Source organism: Rhizobium sp. WSM409 (assembly GCF_057653825.1).
The window spans coordinates 2,287,048-2,299,168 of sequence record NZ_CM172794.1; the positions used below are offsets into that span (position 1 = coordinate 2,287,048).

At 60.7% G+C, this 12,121-nt stretch carries 17 protein-coding genes; 6 read left to right on the forward strand and 11 right to left on the reverse strand.

Going from position 1 to position 12,121, the window contains the following annotated elements:
- Positions 1 to 92 precede the first annotated feature (92 nt).
- The 3 genes from AC25BC_RS11440 to AC25BC_RS11450 are packed head-to-tail and all read left to right on the forward strand — an operon-like array spanning position 93 to position 1,590.
- Complete coding sequence (locus tag AC25BC_RS11440) at positions 93 to 779, forward strand: glutathione S-transferase family protein (protein ID WP_012757770.1); 687 nt, start codon at positions 93 to 95, stop codon at positions 777 to 779.
- Positions 776 to 1,117, forward strand: a complete 342-nt coding sequence (locus AC25BC_RS11445; protein ID WP_113548316.1) for an ArsR/SmtB family transcription factor — start codon at positions 776 to 778, stop codon at positions 1,115 to 1,117. Before AC25BC_RS11440 ends, AC25BC_RS11445 begins: the two co-directional genes overlap by 4 nt.
- Positions 1,114 to 1,590 (forward strand): SRPBCC family protein, encoded by a 477-nt coding sequence (locus AC25BC_RS11450; RefSeq protein WP_012757772.1) that lies wholly within the window; start codon positions 1,114 to 1,116, stop codon positions 1,588 to 1,590. Before AC25BC_RS11445 ends, AC25BC_RS11450 begins: the two co-directional genes overlap by 4 nt.
- 78 nt (positions 1,591 to 1,668) lie before the next feature.
- Here AC25BC_RS11450 and AC25BC_RS11455 read toward each other — a convergent pair whose 3' ends face one another.
- The 10 genes from AC25BC_RS11455 to AC25BC_RS11500 form a co-directional block, all read right to left on the reverse strand.
- Positions 1,669 to 2,136 carry a DUF1801 domain-containing protein gene (locus AC25BC_RS11455; RefSeq protein WP_128438417.1) on the reverse strand — a complete coding sequence of 156 codons (468 nt, stop codon included), beginning with the start codon at positions 2,134 to 2,136 and terminating at the stop codon, positions 1,669 to 1,671.
- Positions 2,137 to 2,235: 99 nt separating this feature from the next.
- A complete protein-coding gene (locus tag AC25BC_RS11460) occupies positions 2,236 to 2,706 on the reverse strand; it encodes a DUF1801 domain-containing protein (protein WP_128438416.1) in 471 nt (156 codons plus the stop codon).
- An 11-nt stretch (positions 2,707 to 2,717) separates the two neighbouring features.
- A complete protein-coding gene (locus AC25BC_RS11465; RefSeq protein WP_128438415.1) occupies positions 2,718 to 2,939 on the reverse strand; it encodes a hypothetical protein in 222 nt (73 codons plus the stop codon).
- Between the two features lie 57 nt (positions 2,940 to 2,996).
- On the reverse strand, positions 2,997 to 3,407 hold the full coding sequence (locus AC25BC_RS11470) for an SRPBCC family protein (RefSeq protein ID WP_012757776.1): 411 nt from the start codon (positions 3,405 to 3,407) through the stop codon (positions 2,997 to 2,999).
- Positions 3,404 to 3,727: an ArsR/SmtB family transcription factor gene (locus tag AC25BC_RS11475; RefSeq protein ID WP_128438414.1), complete on the reverse strand. Its 324-nt coding sequence runs from the start codon at positions 3,725 to 3,727 to the stop codon at positions 3,404 to 3,406. Before AC25BC_RS11475 ends, AC25BC_RS11470 begins: the two co-directional genes overlap by 4 nt.
- 249 nt (positions 3,728 to 3,976) lie before the next feature.
- A complete protein-coding gene (locus tag AC25BC_RS11480) occupies positions 3,977 to 4,804 on the reverse strand; it encodes an ATP-binding cassette domain-containing protein (protein ID WP_128438413.1) in 828 nt (275 codons plus the stop codon).
- Positions 4,805 to 4,814: 10 nt separating this feature from the next.
- Positions 4,815 to 5,651: an aliphatic sulfonate ABC transporter permease SsuC gene (gene ssuC / locus AC25BC_RS11485; protein WP_128438412.1), complete on the reverse strand. Its 837-nt coding sequence runs from the start codon at positions 5,649 to 5,651 to the stop codon at positions 4,815 to 4,817.
- Between the two features lie 86 nt (positions 5,652 to 5,737).
- Complete coding sequence (gene ssuD / locus AC25BC_RS11490) at positions 5,738 to 6,925, reverse strand: FMNH2-dependent alkanesulfonate monooxygenase (protein WP_128438411.1); 1,188 nt, start codon at positions 6,923 to 6,925, stop codon at positions 5,738 to 5,740.
- 360 nt (positions 6,926 to 7,285) lie between these two features.
- Positions 7,286 to 8,251, reverse strand: coding sequence for an aliphatic sulfonate ABC transporter substrate-binding protein (locus tag AC25BC_RS11495; protein ID WP_113548310.1), 966 nt, complete (start codon positions 8,249 to 8,251; stop codon positions 7,286 to 7,288).
- 199 nt (positions 8,252 to 8,450) lie between these two features.
- The gene (locus AC25BC_RS11500; protein WP_012757781.1) at positions 8,451 to 8,819 is read right to left on the reverse strand and encodes a hypothetical protein; all 369 of its coding nucleotides are present in this window, start codon (positions 8,817 to 8,819) and stop codon (positions 8,451 to 8,453) included.
- A 163-nt stretch (positions 8,820 to 8,982) separates the two neighbouring features.
- On the opposite strand from AC25BC_RS11500, the gene AC25BC_RS11505 reads away from it, so the two are divergent.
- Positions 8,983 to 9,852 (forward strand): NAD(P)-dependent oxidoreductase, encoded by an 870-nt coding sequence (locus tag AC25BC_RS11505; RefSeq protein WP_012757782.1) that lies wholly within the window; start codon positions 8,983 to 8,985, stop codon positions 9,850 to 9,852.
- Positions 9,849 to 10,532, forward strand: coding sequence for a DNA alkylation repair protein (locus AC25BC_RS11510; RefSeq protein WP_128438410.1), 684 nt, complete (start codon positions 9,849 to 9,851; stop codon positions 10,530 to 10,532). Before AC25BC_RS11505 ends, AC25BC_RS11510 begins: the two co-directional genes overlap by 4 nt.
- A gap of 298 nt (positions 10,533 to 10,830) precedes the next feature.
- Here AC25BC_RS11510 and AC25BC_RS11515 read toward each other — a convergent pair whose 3' ends face one another.
- Complete coding sequence (locus tag AC25BC_RS11515; protein ID WP_017994334.1) at positions 10,831 to 11,727, reverse strand: LysR substrate-binding domain-containing protein; 897 nt, start codon at positions 11,725 to 11,727, stop codon at positions 10,831 to 10,833.
- A gap of 25 nt (positions 11,728 to 11,752) precedes the next feature.
- Between AC25BC_RS11515 and AC25BC_RS11520 the strand changes: the two genes are divergently transcribed.
- On the forward strand, positions 11,753 to 12,106 hold the full coding sequence (locus tag AC25BC_RS11520; RefSeq protein WP_128408013.1) for a hypothetical protein: 354 nt from the start codon (positions 11,753 to 11,755) through the stop codon (positions 12,104 to 12,106).
- Positions 12,107 to 12,121 lie beyond the last annotated feature (15 nt).

Genomic DNA, 12,121 nt, shown 5'->3' on the forward strand with positions numbered 1-12,121 from the left:
CACGGTTGGCGAAGTATCTGTTGCGAAATGTGTCATGACCTGATAGTTAGTCGATCGGTAAAGTTTACCGCAACGATAGGAAAGGTCGCCGCATGTCGCTCGTGCTCTATGGGCATCCGCTCGCCTCTTTCTGCCACAAAGTACTTATCGCGCTTTATGAAAACGGCACTCCCTTCGAGAATCGCATCGTCGATCTTTCCGACGAAAGCTCGCGCGCCGATCTCTTTCGCTTCTGGCCGATCGGCAAGATGCCGCTGCTGCGGGACGAGGCGCGCGACAGCACCATTCCCGAGACATCGATCATTATCGAATATCTCGAGCAATATTATGCCGGCCCCGTTCGCCTGCTGCCGCCGGAGATCGACCGGGCGCTGCAGGTTCGTCTCTGGGATCGCTTTTTCGACCACTATGTCCAGGCGCCGATGCAGACCATCGTCAGCAATCGCCGGCGCCCCGACGGCACGGCGGACGAGATTGAGGTAGCCGCCGCCAGGGCGACACTCGCCACCGCCTATGCAATGATCGAAAAGCAGCTCGCCGACAAGCAATGGATATCAGGTGACGGCTTCACCATGGCCGATTGCGCCGCCGCCCCCGCCCTTTTCTATGCCGAAACGCTGGTTCCGTTTTCATCGGAACACCCGAACCTTCGCGGCTATTACGATCGGCTGCTGGCACGCCCGTCCTTTGCAAGGGCGTTGGATGAGGCCAGCCCCTACTTCAAGTTCTATCCCTACAAAGAGAGGCTGCCGGCCCGCTTCCGGGATGCGGCGGGATGATCGAAAGCCAGGCAAATCTCGACCGCATGTTCCATGCGCTTTCCGACCGCAGCCGCCGCGGCATGATCGACCGCCTCGGCCGTGGCCCAGCCTCCGTCACCGAACTGGCCGCACCGCTCGCGGTTGCCCTGCCGACGGTGATGAAACATCTGCAGGTGCTGGAGGAGAGCGGTCTCGTTCTCTCCGAAAAATCAGGCCGGGTGCGAACCTACCGCCTGCAGCAGGACGCGTTTGCCGCCGTCGAGCGCTGGGTGGAACAGCGGAAGATCCAATGGACGACCACCTTCGACAGGCTGGACCACTTTCTCGCCAATGAAACGGAGAGCCTTCCCGAATGACGACACGATCCGCCGAACACGCCACTCTCGTCATCGAGCGTCACCTGAAGGCGCCCGTCGCCCGCGTCTTCCGCGCCTGGTCGGTGCCAGAGGCCAAACGCCAATGGTTCGCATGCCATGGCGAGTGGGTGCCGCTGGACTACGGGCTCGATTTCCGCCCCGGCGGCACGGAAAGGAACTACGTCGCCGATACTGACGGCCTTCTGCACGCCTATGACGCCCATTATATCGATATCGTGCCCGATGCCCGCATCGTCTATGCCTATGAGATGAAGCTTGGGGAAAGCCGCATCTCCGCGTCTCTCACAACCGTTGCCTTCGAAGCCGCACCCGGCGGCACGAAAATGATCTTCACCGAACAGGTGGTATTCCTCGACGGCTACGCCGATAACGGTGCCCGCCTCCAGGGCACCGAGATCGGCCTCGACAATCTGGAACTCTTCCTCGAGCGCGAGGAAAGCCCGATCCACTGATCGCATGGCGCACAAAACTGAATCGTCTCGCATGAATCAAGTTTGACGCGATGCGTTTCAGGCGAAATAAGCCAAGCCTCAAGCGTTGCTTGCTTTCTTCCGCGAGCCGGCAGGACGAGCCGCGGCCCGCTTTGAAGTGTTGAGTGTGACAGCACCGCGAATGAGCGCCTTCAACGCCTCCTCGTCAACCTCATCGCCTTCGTGGAAATCGATGGCGCGCCTGGTATTGCCGTCAAGGCTGGAGTTGAAGAGGCTTGAAGGGTCCTCCAGCGAGGCGCCCTGGGCGAAGGTCAGTTTCACCACGCTCTTGTAGGTCTCGCCGGTGCAGATGATCCCGGCGCGCTCCCACACCGGAACGCCTCTCCACTTCCATTCCTCGACCACGTCGGGCACGGCCTGCTTGATGATAGTTCGGACCCGAGCGAGCATCTCGCCGCGCCAATCGCTCAACTCCTCGATTCTCGCATCGATCAAACGAGAAGGAGAGTCTCCGTCCTTCTCTTCGCTGGAGCCGCTCTTCTTCAGGGTTGCCGTGGCTTTATTCATCGATATCTCCCCTTCATCCCTTAAATGCTGATGGCCTAAGCGCCGTGCGTCTTTTCGAACGAACAAAGGACGCTCTAACGCTTAAATCTACGCGTCCGCTCACATTCGTTCGCCGGGCAATTGGCTTGCCTGTTCCACCCAGGCGGCGAGCTGGGCCTCGTCGAGTCGGTCTTCCTCATGAATGTGGAAGTAACGCACTTCCTTTTGTTTGGACTCGCCGGGCGGAACGGGACTGAGCGACGTGCCGCGGAAGAAAGCAACCTTGATGTATTTTGCGAAGCAATGGACACCGAGAAACCAGCCCTGCCCTTCCATGCCATAAAGGGGCGAGTTCCATTTGACTGCCTTGTGTACGTCGGGAACGGTACGGGTGATGAGCGCGTCGAGACGGCGCCCGACGTCGCTTTTCCAGCCCGGCATGGCGGCGATGTAGGCTTGCACGGGAGCGTCGCCGTAACCCTTGGCGATCTGAGGGTTGCCGCCCGAGAGAAGGGTCGGCTCCGCGGTATCAGGCTTGGCGGCTGTCTTCTTCGTGACCTTTGCCACGGCCTTGGATGTCTTCCCGGACATTGCCTTCACTCCTACCCTCCGCTGCGTCCCGCGCCGCGCCACCGGGTGGCATATGGCAGCGCGAACAGGTAGAGACCGGTGAGCAGCAGCAAGGTCAGCGGCAGCAGCGCCGTGAGGCCTACCCAGACGGACGATTTCTCCTGCACCATTGCGATGATATTAATTATGACGGCCAGCGTAAAGGCAATGGACAGCCAACGGTGGATCTGCCGAAGCCAGTTATTCCAATTCAAGGGAACCTCCTGCGAAAACAAGCGAAGCGGATGGTGTGATCCGTTTTGGCCGCGGCCTCACTCGATCCGCGTCAGCACCTGCTCGAGATTTGCGAAGAACTGCGGCCAACCGCTTTTGGCGCCCCCGTAGGCCTGCCGCTGATCCGGCCGGAAGCCCGACTGCTCCATGCGTAACTGCGTGCCCGCGCCCGTGGGCGTGAGAGTCCAGGTGACGACACTTTCGAGATCATAGGCAGCCCAGGTGTAAGACAGGGTTTTATTCGGCTCGACTTCCAGGACCTGGCAGTCGACCGAGCCCCAATCCGCGCTCAGCTTGAAACGCTGATCCACGATCGGCACGAAGTCGTTTTTCATCAGCCAGTCCGCAATCAGATGCGGCTGCGTGAGCGCGCGCCAGATCTTTTCCGGCGGAAAAGGGATCTCTCGTTCGACGATGACGGAACGGGTTTCGTTTGAAATTTCGGTCATTGGTCCATCCTTTTCAATAGATCTTCCAGCTGGTCGAACCGGTTTTGCCAAAAGCCAGCCATCTCGCTTGTCCAGTCGACCAGCGGCGACAGCGCGCCGAGCTGGGCGCTATAATGCGTCTGCCGCCCTTCATGGCGGTCGCGCACCAATCCGGCCTGCTTCAGGATTCCAAGATGTTTCGAGACGACTGGTTGCGAGACCCCGGCCCGAGCCGTCAGAGCCCCGACCGTCTTTTCTCCTTCGCGGCACAGCCGTTCGAAAAGAGCCCGCCGGGTCGGATCGGCGAGCGTTCTGAAGAGCACGTCCTGGGTGTCCGACATCTACAATCCATACCTCGTTGGCTATGGATTAACGTATAGCCATGGAGATATGAATGAGTCAAGCTGAACGTAAAACAACTTGAGGAAAATAGTATTGCTGAATTTGGTGCGCATGGCAGCGCGCGTGGCAGAGGTAGGGTGAACTTCACATACCCAAGAGGCTATGCATTTTCGCCATTGGTCATGTATGCTCGCGCGGACACGCCTCGCCTGTGCCGAGGTCATTTAGCGTTGCGAATAGCCTTGGGATCAATGGCCGCCGTCGGTGCCGAGAATCGCGGCAAGCAGCCGGCCTTCCAGCTCGGCGAGGCCGGGATGGCCGTGCCGGCGCGGACGCGGATAGGGAATGGGAAGATCGAGTGCGATCCGCCCCTCGTCGAGCACGATGACCCGGTCGGCGAGATGCACCGCCTCGCTGACATCATGGGTGACGAGCACTGCGGTGAAGCCGAGTTCGCGCCAGACACGGTTGATGAGTTCCTGCATGCTGATCCGCGTCAGCGCATCGAGTGCGCCGAGCGGTTCGTCGAGTGCCAGCACGCCCGGCCGGCTGACCAACGCCCGCGCCAGCGCCACGCGCTGCCGTTGCCCGCCGGAAAGCCGCGCCGGCCATTCCCCGGTCTTTTCGCCAAGCTGGACTTCGGCAAGCACGGCGTCGGTCGCCTTCAGCGCCGCCCGCCTGTCGATGCCGTCACCCAGCCCAACAACCACATTGTCGGCAACACTAAGCCAGGGCAGCAGCCGCGGCTCCTGAAAGACGATGCGCGCGTTCGGACTCGCCTGCGCGCCGCCGGCATCCTCGAAATGCAATTCGCCGGCACTCGGCTCGTCAAGGCCCATCAGGATGCGCAGCAGCGTGCTCTTTCCACAGCCGCTCTTGCCAATCACGGCAACGAACTGGCCGGCCGGAATATGCAGGTTGATGCCGCGCAGTACGCGGTTGGCCCCAAAACTCTTTTCAAGTCCCGTCAGGCTGATCGCCGCGGGCGCACTATGGCCTACCGCGGGCGCGTTTTCACGCGCATAAGCTGGCTCTTCGGCGACGGCGTGAAAACGCTCATGCGCGATCGATGTCATGGCGTCTCTCCTATTTCTGATAGACCGGGTTCCAGGCGAGCAGCCGCCTCTCCAGAACCCGGGCGATGACATCGGCAAGCTTGCCGAGCACGGCATAGATGACAAGGGCGAGCACGACGACGTCAGTCATCATGAATTCGCGGGCATTGTTGGCCATGTGGCCGATGCCTGACGATGCGGCGATCGATTCCGATACGATCAGCGTCAGCCACATGATGCCGAGCGCATATCTGAGACCGACGAAGATCGACGGCAGCGCGCCTGGAAAAATCACCTTGCGGAAGAGCGTCCAGTTGCCCATGCCATAGACCTTGCCCATTTCGATCAGGTCGCGATCGACATTGCGCACCCCGTGATAGGTGTTGAGATAAACGGGGAAGAGCACGCCGAGCGAGGTGAGAAACAGCTTCGATTCCTCGCCGATTCCGAACCACAGGATGACAAGCGGGATCATCGCCAGATGCGGAATGGTGCGCAGCATCTGCAGCGTCGTATCGGTCAACTGCTCGGAAATGCGCGATACGCCATTGGCAATGCCGAGCAGGAAGCCGATCGAACCGCCGACGAGAAGGCCGGCAAAGGCGCGGCCGGCGCTCACCAGCACGTCGTTCGGCAACTGGCCGGAAACCGTCGTTGACCAGAAGGCGAAGCCGACATCGGCCGGCGACGGCATAATGCGCGATGAGATCCAGCCGGCTGAGGAGGCAAGCTGCCACAACGCCACGATCGCCACCGGCACCAGATAGGGGGTCAGCTTGTCCAGGCCGGGCAGCGGCAGGCGCAAACCCGCCTTCCCGGCCTTTTCGGAAGCGACCGACCGTACGAACGGAGTATCGAAAGTCGACATGCATTGTCCTCGCGCTTATCGGGAGCAGGATCTCGCAAGCCGTAAGCGGCTCGCGACGGTGTCACGCTCGGCGTCTTCGTTCGAGCTCAGGAGCCGGAGACGACTTTCAGATTGCCGCCATGGCTGCCGCCTGCGAAGACCTGTTTGCGGCCGAACTCGTTGTTGAAGCCCAGGCGCTGCTGCTCGCGGGTGATGCCGAGTTCGGGGAAAAGCAGTTCGGCGACGCGATAGGCCTCTTCGAGATGCGGATAGCCGGAGCCGATGACCGTATCGATGCCGATCTCCTGATATTCGCGAAGGCGCGCGGCCACCGTCTTCGGCGATCCCACAAGTGCCGTGCCCGCACCGGCGCGCACCAAGCCGACGCCGGCCCAGAGGTTCGGCGAGACTTCGAGCTTGTCGCGGCGCCCGCCATGAAGGGCAGCCATTCGCTTCTGGCCGACCGAGTCGGACTCGTGGACGAAGCGCTCCTGCGCCTCGCGGATCGTATCGTCGTCGAGATGGCGGATCAGTCGCTCGGCCGCCTCCCATGCTTCATCATCGGTTTCGCGCACGATGAAGTGCAGACGAATGCCGAAGCTCACCTCGCGGCCGCGTTCGCCGGCAGCCTTGCGCACCTTGGTGACCTTCTCGGCAACCTGTGCCGGCGGCTCGCCCCAGGTCAGGTACTTGTCGACACGGCCGACGGAGAAATCGATGCCGGCATCCGACGAGCCGCCGAAATAGAGCGGCGGGCGCGGGTTCTGCACCGAGGGAAAGCCGAGGCGCGCATTGGTCGCCTTGATGTATTTGCCGTCGAAGCTTGCCGTTCCCTTTTCCAGCAGTTCCTCGAAGATGGTGAAGAACTCTTCGGCATGGGCATAGCGCTCGTCATGCTCGAGATGGATGCCATCGCCGGCTAGCTCCGCCGGGCTACCGCCGACGACGATGTTGAGCAGCAGGCGGCCGTTGGAGATGCGGTCGAGCGTCGTCGCAAGACGCGCGTAATAGGCAGGCGATGCGGTGCCGGGACGGATCGCCACCAGGAACTGCAGCTTCTCGGTTTTGGCGGCAAGGGCTGCCGCCGTCACGAAGGATTCTTCGCAGGCAACCCCGGTCGGCAGCAGCACGCCGGAATAGCCGAGCCGGTCGACGGCCTGAGCGATCTGCGTGAGATAGCCGATCTCGGGCGCGCGGTTGAGATCAGAGGAGCCGAGATAGGTGCCGTCGCCCGATGTCGGGATGAACCAGAGGAAATTGATGGGCTCGGATGTGCCTGTATGGGAGGTGGTCATTGGAAGACGGTCCTTTAGCTGCGGAATTCGAAAATCAACTCGCGTGGTCGAGATAGCTCTCTGTCTGCCTTGCGTAGCGCCGCCGCCGCACAGATGCTTGGGAGGATCGTAGTGGGCGGGGCGGCAAGAAGGCCGGCTGTCTGTCTATGCGCGAGCATCTGAAATATCCCTGTCGATCGGATGGCAGCAGGCAGATGCCTTTCGGTGTCCGCTCGATCGCGAGGATAGTGACATAGACTATCAATTAGATCGACAATATCAATTTGCTATTCTAATCCGTTTTGGAGAATATTTTTCCGGTTCAGCGGCATGGAGGCCCTCTCCATGCCGCCTCGCGGAAATCTTGGCTCGGCCGGAAAATCAGCTCGCCTTGGGACGCCAGACGATATCGCCGGTCACGAGCTTCTTCGGCAGGATGCCGAGCCCGTAGAACTCGTCTGCGAGTGCTTGCTGATAGGCGGCGGCGGCATCGGTGATGGTCGAGACGCTGCCGAGATCGGCGCCCTTGCGTGTCAATGTCACGCGCGTCACGTCAGCCGGCACACCGGTAATTTCGGAAAGCTCCTTCACCGTTTCGTCGAGATTGCTCTGTGCCGACTTACCGACCTTGGCAAGCTCATCGATCACGTCGACGATCACTTGCCCATTAGCATCGGTAAAATCGCGATTGGCGAGGAAGAAACTGTAGGAGTCGACGATGCCTTCAGCGGTCGTGATGATACGAGTCTCCGGATCAGCTTCGGCAATCGCCAGATATGGATCCCAGATCGACCAGGCGTCGATACTGCCATTCTTGAAAGCGGCGGCAGCATCCGGCGGCGAAAGGTCGAGCTGCTCGACATCTTCGGGCTTCAGGCCTGCCTTGCGCAGAACCTTGACCGTTACATTATGCGCGCTGGAGCCGCGCTTGAAAGCGACCTTTTTTCCCTTGAGGTCTTCAAGTGTCTTGATCGACGAATCCTTGCGCACGAGGATGGCCGAGGCTGCCGGGCTACCCTTGTAGAGACCGACATAATAGAGCTGCCCGCCGGCCGCCTGGGCAAAGAGCGGCGGTACATCGCCGGTCGCGCCGAAATCGAGAGCGCCTGCGCCTAACGCTTCGAGAAGCGGCGGGCCGGAGGTGAATTCCGACCAGCTGACGGTAATGCCGTGATCGGCAAGCCGCTTTTCAAGTGCACTGCGACGCTTGGCGAGCGCCAGCACGCCGTTCTTCTGCCAGCCGATACGGAACTCGCTGGCGGCAGCGCGTGCCGGCCTGACAGCCGGCAGGATTGCCGTGGCCGCAGCTGCTGCGAAAAGCCCGAGCGTTTGTCGACGTGAAATCATGACTTTCCCCATTTTTTATGGTGTCGGGCCTGTCTTTCGGCTGGTCGACCCCGTCAGTGGTGAATTCCATGATGATGAAATCTATAATTTATATCGACAATTTTATTTGCAAGTTTCCGCCTTTGCTGAAATTTTGCAGCTCGGAAATCGCCCTTGAGCGGATTTTTTTCGCGCGCCATATGCTGCCTACCATCCCGGCTCACTCCCGACCTTCCGCGGCCAGCCGCTCCCGGATGAAGGTGGGGCCACCTGTGAGACGCTTCGCAAGCAGACTTGCGGGATCGACCATGCGCCAATAGGGCGTAACCGTCGACACCGGCTCGCCCTTCTCCAGTGCCCCGAAGGATAGCTCGGCGATCGCACGCAAATGCCGCTGCATGGTCACCGGGCAACAGGCGTCTGCCCCGTATTGAGCAGCGAGACGGCGACGGAGAAGGCCGACGTCGGTGAGGACACCTTCCGGTGCCGATCGAATTTGCTCTGCGACCATCTGCTGCGATGGAATAAGCATCGCCTGCATTCCGCTGCGGCCTTTGCGCCGCGGCTTGATCGTCGGAATTTCGCTCATGTCACCTCCCGGAAACATAATGCCCTGTCGCTAATCTAGGGCTCGGCCGAACGGCGGCCAGCCTCATATGCGCAATCGGAGGGAAGTCCGTCTTCACGGGCTTTTCTGCTCCCGCCGTTTCGGTTAATCCTCGGGCCTGCACTTCAGGAAAAGGATAGGACATATGGCAAAAGTCGCGTTCATCGGTCTCGGCGTCATGGGGTTTCCCATGGCGGGCCATCTGAAGACGAAAGGCGGCCACGATGTCACCGTCTATAACCGCACGCCGGCAAAAGCCGCCGCCTGGGCCGAGAAATTTTCGGGCCACGCCGCTCCCACTCCGGCCAAGGCAGCCACTGGAGCCGATTTCGTCTTCGTCTGCGTCGGCAATGACGAAGATCTCCGCTCGGTGACATTGGGTGAAAACGGCGCCCTGCACGGCATGAAGCCGGGTTCGGTGCTGATCGACAACACCACCGCCAGCGCTGAGATCGCCCGCGAGCTTCATGCCGCGGCAAAGGAAAAAGGTGTCGATTTCATCGATGCGCCCGTCTCCGGCGGCCAGGCCGGCGCCGAAAACGGTGTCCTGACCGTCATGTGCGGCGGCGACGAGGCCGTCTTCGAACGCGCCAGGCCTGTCATCGACGCCTATGCCCGCATGGTTGGCCTGATGGGGCCGGCAGGCTCGGGCCAGCTGACCAAGATGGTCAACCAGATCTGCATCGCCGGCCTCGTCCAGGGACTTGCCGAAGCGCTGCATTTCGGCAAGCGCGCCGGCCTGGATATTGAAAAGGTCGTCGAGGTGATTTCCAAGGGTGCGGCCGGTTCCTGGCAGATGGAAAACCGCCACAAGACCATGAACGCAGGCAAATATGACTTCGGCTTTGCGGTCGACTGGATGCGCAAGGATCTCGGCATCGTGCTCACCGAAGCCCGCCGCAATGGCGCCAAGCTACCGGTCACCGCCGTCGTCGACCAGTTCTACGGCGACGTGCAGGCAATGGGCGGCAATCGCTGGGACACATCCTCGCTGCTTGCCCGCCTCGAAAAATGATCGACCCCTCCTCCGATGCGGCCGAACTGATCGCGCATCTCGAAACCCTGCGTTCGGAGGAGAATGTCGCCGCCATGGCGCGCTTCGGCATCGTTACCGATCACGCCCTCGGTATCTCCAATCCCGATATCAGGGCGGTCGCCAGACTGGCGAAGAAGGATCACCTCAGGGCAATGCAGCTCTGGCGAAGCGATATCCGCGAAACCCGCCTGCTTGCCCTCTACACAGCCGAGCCGAAGCGGTTGACGTCTGAAGAAGCCCGAAATTGGGCCGCTGATTTCAACTCCTGGGAGATCGTCGATTGCGCCGCCGATCTCTTCGTTGAAGCCCGGCTGGATGAACTCATCTCAGACTTCGCCGCCGACGAGCGTGAATTTATCAGGCGCACCGCCTTCGCCATGATTGCCGGTGCCGCGGTTCACTTGAAGAAGGAACCTGATGCGACCATCCTCGCTTGGTTGCCGCTGATCGAGGCCCATGCCGACGACCCGCGAAACTTCGTGCGCAAGGCCGTGAATTGGGCCCTGCGCAGTATCGGCAAGCGCAATCTCGCCTGCCATGCGCCGGCCCTGGCACTCGCAAGGATCCTGGCGGAAAGCCCTGATAAAACCGCCCACTGGATCGGCAAGGATGCCGCCAGGGAACTGGCCGACGAAAAGCTGTTGGCACGGTTGAGATGAGGCGGGATGCCGGCTCGAATAACTAGAGCCTTTCCGGGTTAGATTGAAGCATTCTGTTGGCTCAAACGGAGTCGGATGGTTGGCCGGCCGGCGCGCGTCGTAGCCAAGCTCTACGGCCAAGCCGGCCGGTCGATCAGCCGGCCCGTTTCAGCCAACCCGAAGGGCCGGGCATCTTTGCGCCAGGATCAGAGGCGATCGGCTCGGACGTACCCTGGGGTATGCCCGTCGCCAATCGCCTTTGCCCTGACGAAAACCTGCTCCGGCAGAATGCTTCAATCTAACCCGGAAAGGCTCTAAATCAATGCTGCCTGGATTTTTCGACCAGGAAATCGATCAGGACCCGCACCGCCGGCGGCATGCCCTTCGCTGTCGTGAAGACGATGTAGAACTGGCTCTCCTCCGACTGCCATTCCGGCAGCACCCGCACCAGCTTGCCGGCCTGGAGATCGGCCTCGCAGGCACTTTCGAGCAAAAGCCCGAAGCCGAGGCCGGCACGGGCTGCGTCGAGGATGGCGGTCATACTGCGGCAGGTGAGCCGCGGCTGATGCCGAATCACCTGCTTGGCGTCATTCGGACCGACCAGTTCCCAGGTGTGGAACGACACCCATGACGTCATCGCCAGCGTCGGCAGGTCCGCGAGTTCGTCCACACAATGCAAGTTGCCGGTACGTTCGACGAGCGACGGACTTGCGACCAGGATACGCCTGATACGGTCGAGCTTACGCATCGTCAGGCTCGTCTGCGTCTCCGGCTCGTTGGTCGCCCTCACCTCGAGGTCGATCCGTTCGTTGATGAGATCGGCGCGCCGCTCGGAGCCGATGATCTGCAGCTTGATCTTCGGATAACGTTCCAGGAATTCGGGCAGGATCCCCCCGACCGATATGTCGACGAGACCGAGCGGGCAGCCCATACGCACCACACCTTGCGGGTCGGACTGAGCCTCGCTGACGATCGATTTGGCGCGATCGGCCTCCTGCAGGATGGTCTGGCATCTTTCGTAGAAAGCCTGGCCGATCTCAGTCACCCGGAAGTGGCGAGTCGAGCGTTCTATGAGCCTTGCGCCAAGCCCTTCCTCAAGCCGGCTGACCCGCCTGCTGAGCTTCGAACGTGGTATTTTTAGATCGCGACTTGCAGAAGCGAAACCGCCGCTGGAGACGACAGCGGCGAAATAATAGTAGTCGTTGAGATCGTCCATAAGAACAAGCTATCCGAGAGTAGGAATGAATGCCGGCCCCCAGCAAGGGTTGTATCCTCTCTCCCAAAAAGCTGTGATCACATTGTCGGCATTGGATTTTCTTTTCGCGACCTATTGCGGCAAAGCCAGCCGACGCCGCATAGGCAGACAGACCAACAGCCGTCCGCACGATAATTCTATCGGTGGATCCAGCTCGTTTGAAAGATTGAAAAACGGAGTGCCTCGAGAGGCGAGGCTTGCAGATGCCGACGTGCGATACGCAACGTACCTGTTGGGTTCACCTCAAAAGGCGATTCTGAAAAACGGCATTGAAGACGGCGCTTCAAAAACGCTGCAAGGACGGTCCGGCAGGGAAGACCGGACCCGTCCCCGTAGCTGATCGGAGGTCACTCGG

Excerpts from the sequence above, each read along its gene's own strand:
- AC25BC_RS11440 (WP_012757770.1), top strand. The coding sequence starts at position 93 with ATGTCGCTCGTGCTCTATGGGCATCCGCTCGCCTCTTTCTGCCACAAA.
- AC25BC_RS11445 (WP_113548316.1), top strand. The coding sequence starts at position 776 with ATGATCGAAAGCCAGGCAAATCTCGACCGCATGTTCCATGCGCTTTCC.
- AC25BC_RS11450 (WP_012757772.1), top strand. The coding sequence starts at position 1,114 with ATGACGACACGATCCGCCGAACACGCCACTCTCGTCATCGAGCGTCAC.
- AC25BC_RS11455 (WP_128438417.1), bottom strand. The coding sequence starts at position 2,136 with ATGAATAAAGCCACGGCAACCCTGAAGAAGAGCGGCTCCAGCGAAGAG.
- AC25BC_RS11460 (WP_128438416.1), bottom strand. The coding sequence starts at position 2,706 with ATGTCCGGGAAGACATCCAAGGCCGTGGCAAAGGTCACGAAGAAGACA.
- AC25BC_RS11470 (WP_012757776.1), bottom strand. The coding sequence starts at position 3,407 with ATGACCGAAATTTCAAACGAAACCCGTTCCGTCATCGTCGAACGAGAG.
- AC25BC_RS11475 (WP_128438414.1), bottom strand. The coding sequence starts at position 3,727 with ATGTCGGACACCCAGGACGTGCTCTTCAGAACGCTCGCCGATCCGACC.
- AC25BC_RS11480 (WP_128438413.1), bottom strand. The coding sequence starts at position 4,804 with ATGACATCGATCGCGCATGAGCGTTTTCACGCCGTCGCCGAAGAGCCA.
- ssuC (WP_128438412.1), bottom strand. The coding sequence starts at position 5,651 with ATGTCGACTTTCGATACTCCGTTCGTACGGTCGGTCGCTTCCGAAAAG.
- ssuD (WP_128438411.1), bottom strand. The coding sequence starts at position 6,925 with ATGACCACCTCCCATACAGGCACATCCGAGCCCATCAATTTCCTCTGG.
- AC25BC_RS11495 (WP_113548310.1), bottom strand. The coding sequence starts at position 8,251 with ATGATTTCACGTCGACAAACGCTCGGGCTTTTCGCAGCAGCTGCGGCC.
- AC25BC_RS11500 (WP_012757781.1), bottom strand. The coding sequence starts at position 8,819 with ATGAGCGAAATTCCGACGATCAAGCCGCGGCGCAAAGGCCGCAGCGGA.
- AC25BC_RS11505 (WP_012757782.1), top strand. The coding sequence starts at position 8,983 with ATGGCAAAAGTCGCGTTCATCGGTCTCGGCGTCATGGGGTTTCCCATG.
- AC25BC_RS11510 (WP_128438410.1), top strand. The coding sequence starts at position 9,849 with ATGATCGACCCCTCCTCCGATGCGGCCGAACTGATCGCGCATCTCGAA.
- AC25BC_RS11515 (WP_017994334.1), bottom strand. The coding sequence starts at position 11,727 with ATGGACGATCTCAACGACTACTATTATTTCGCCGCTGTCGTCTCCAGC.
- AC25BC_RS11520 (WP_128408013.1), top strand. The coding sequence starts at position 11,753 with ATGAATGCCGGCCCCCAGCAAGGGTTGTATCCTCTCTCCCAAAAAGCT.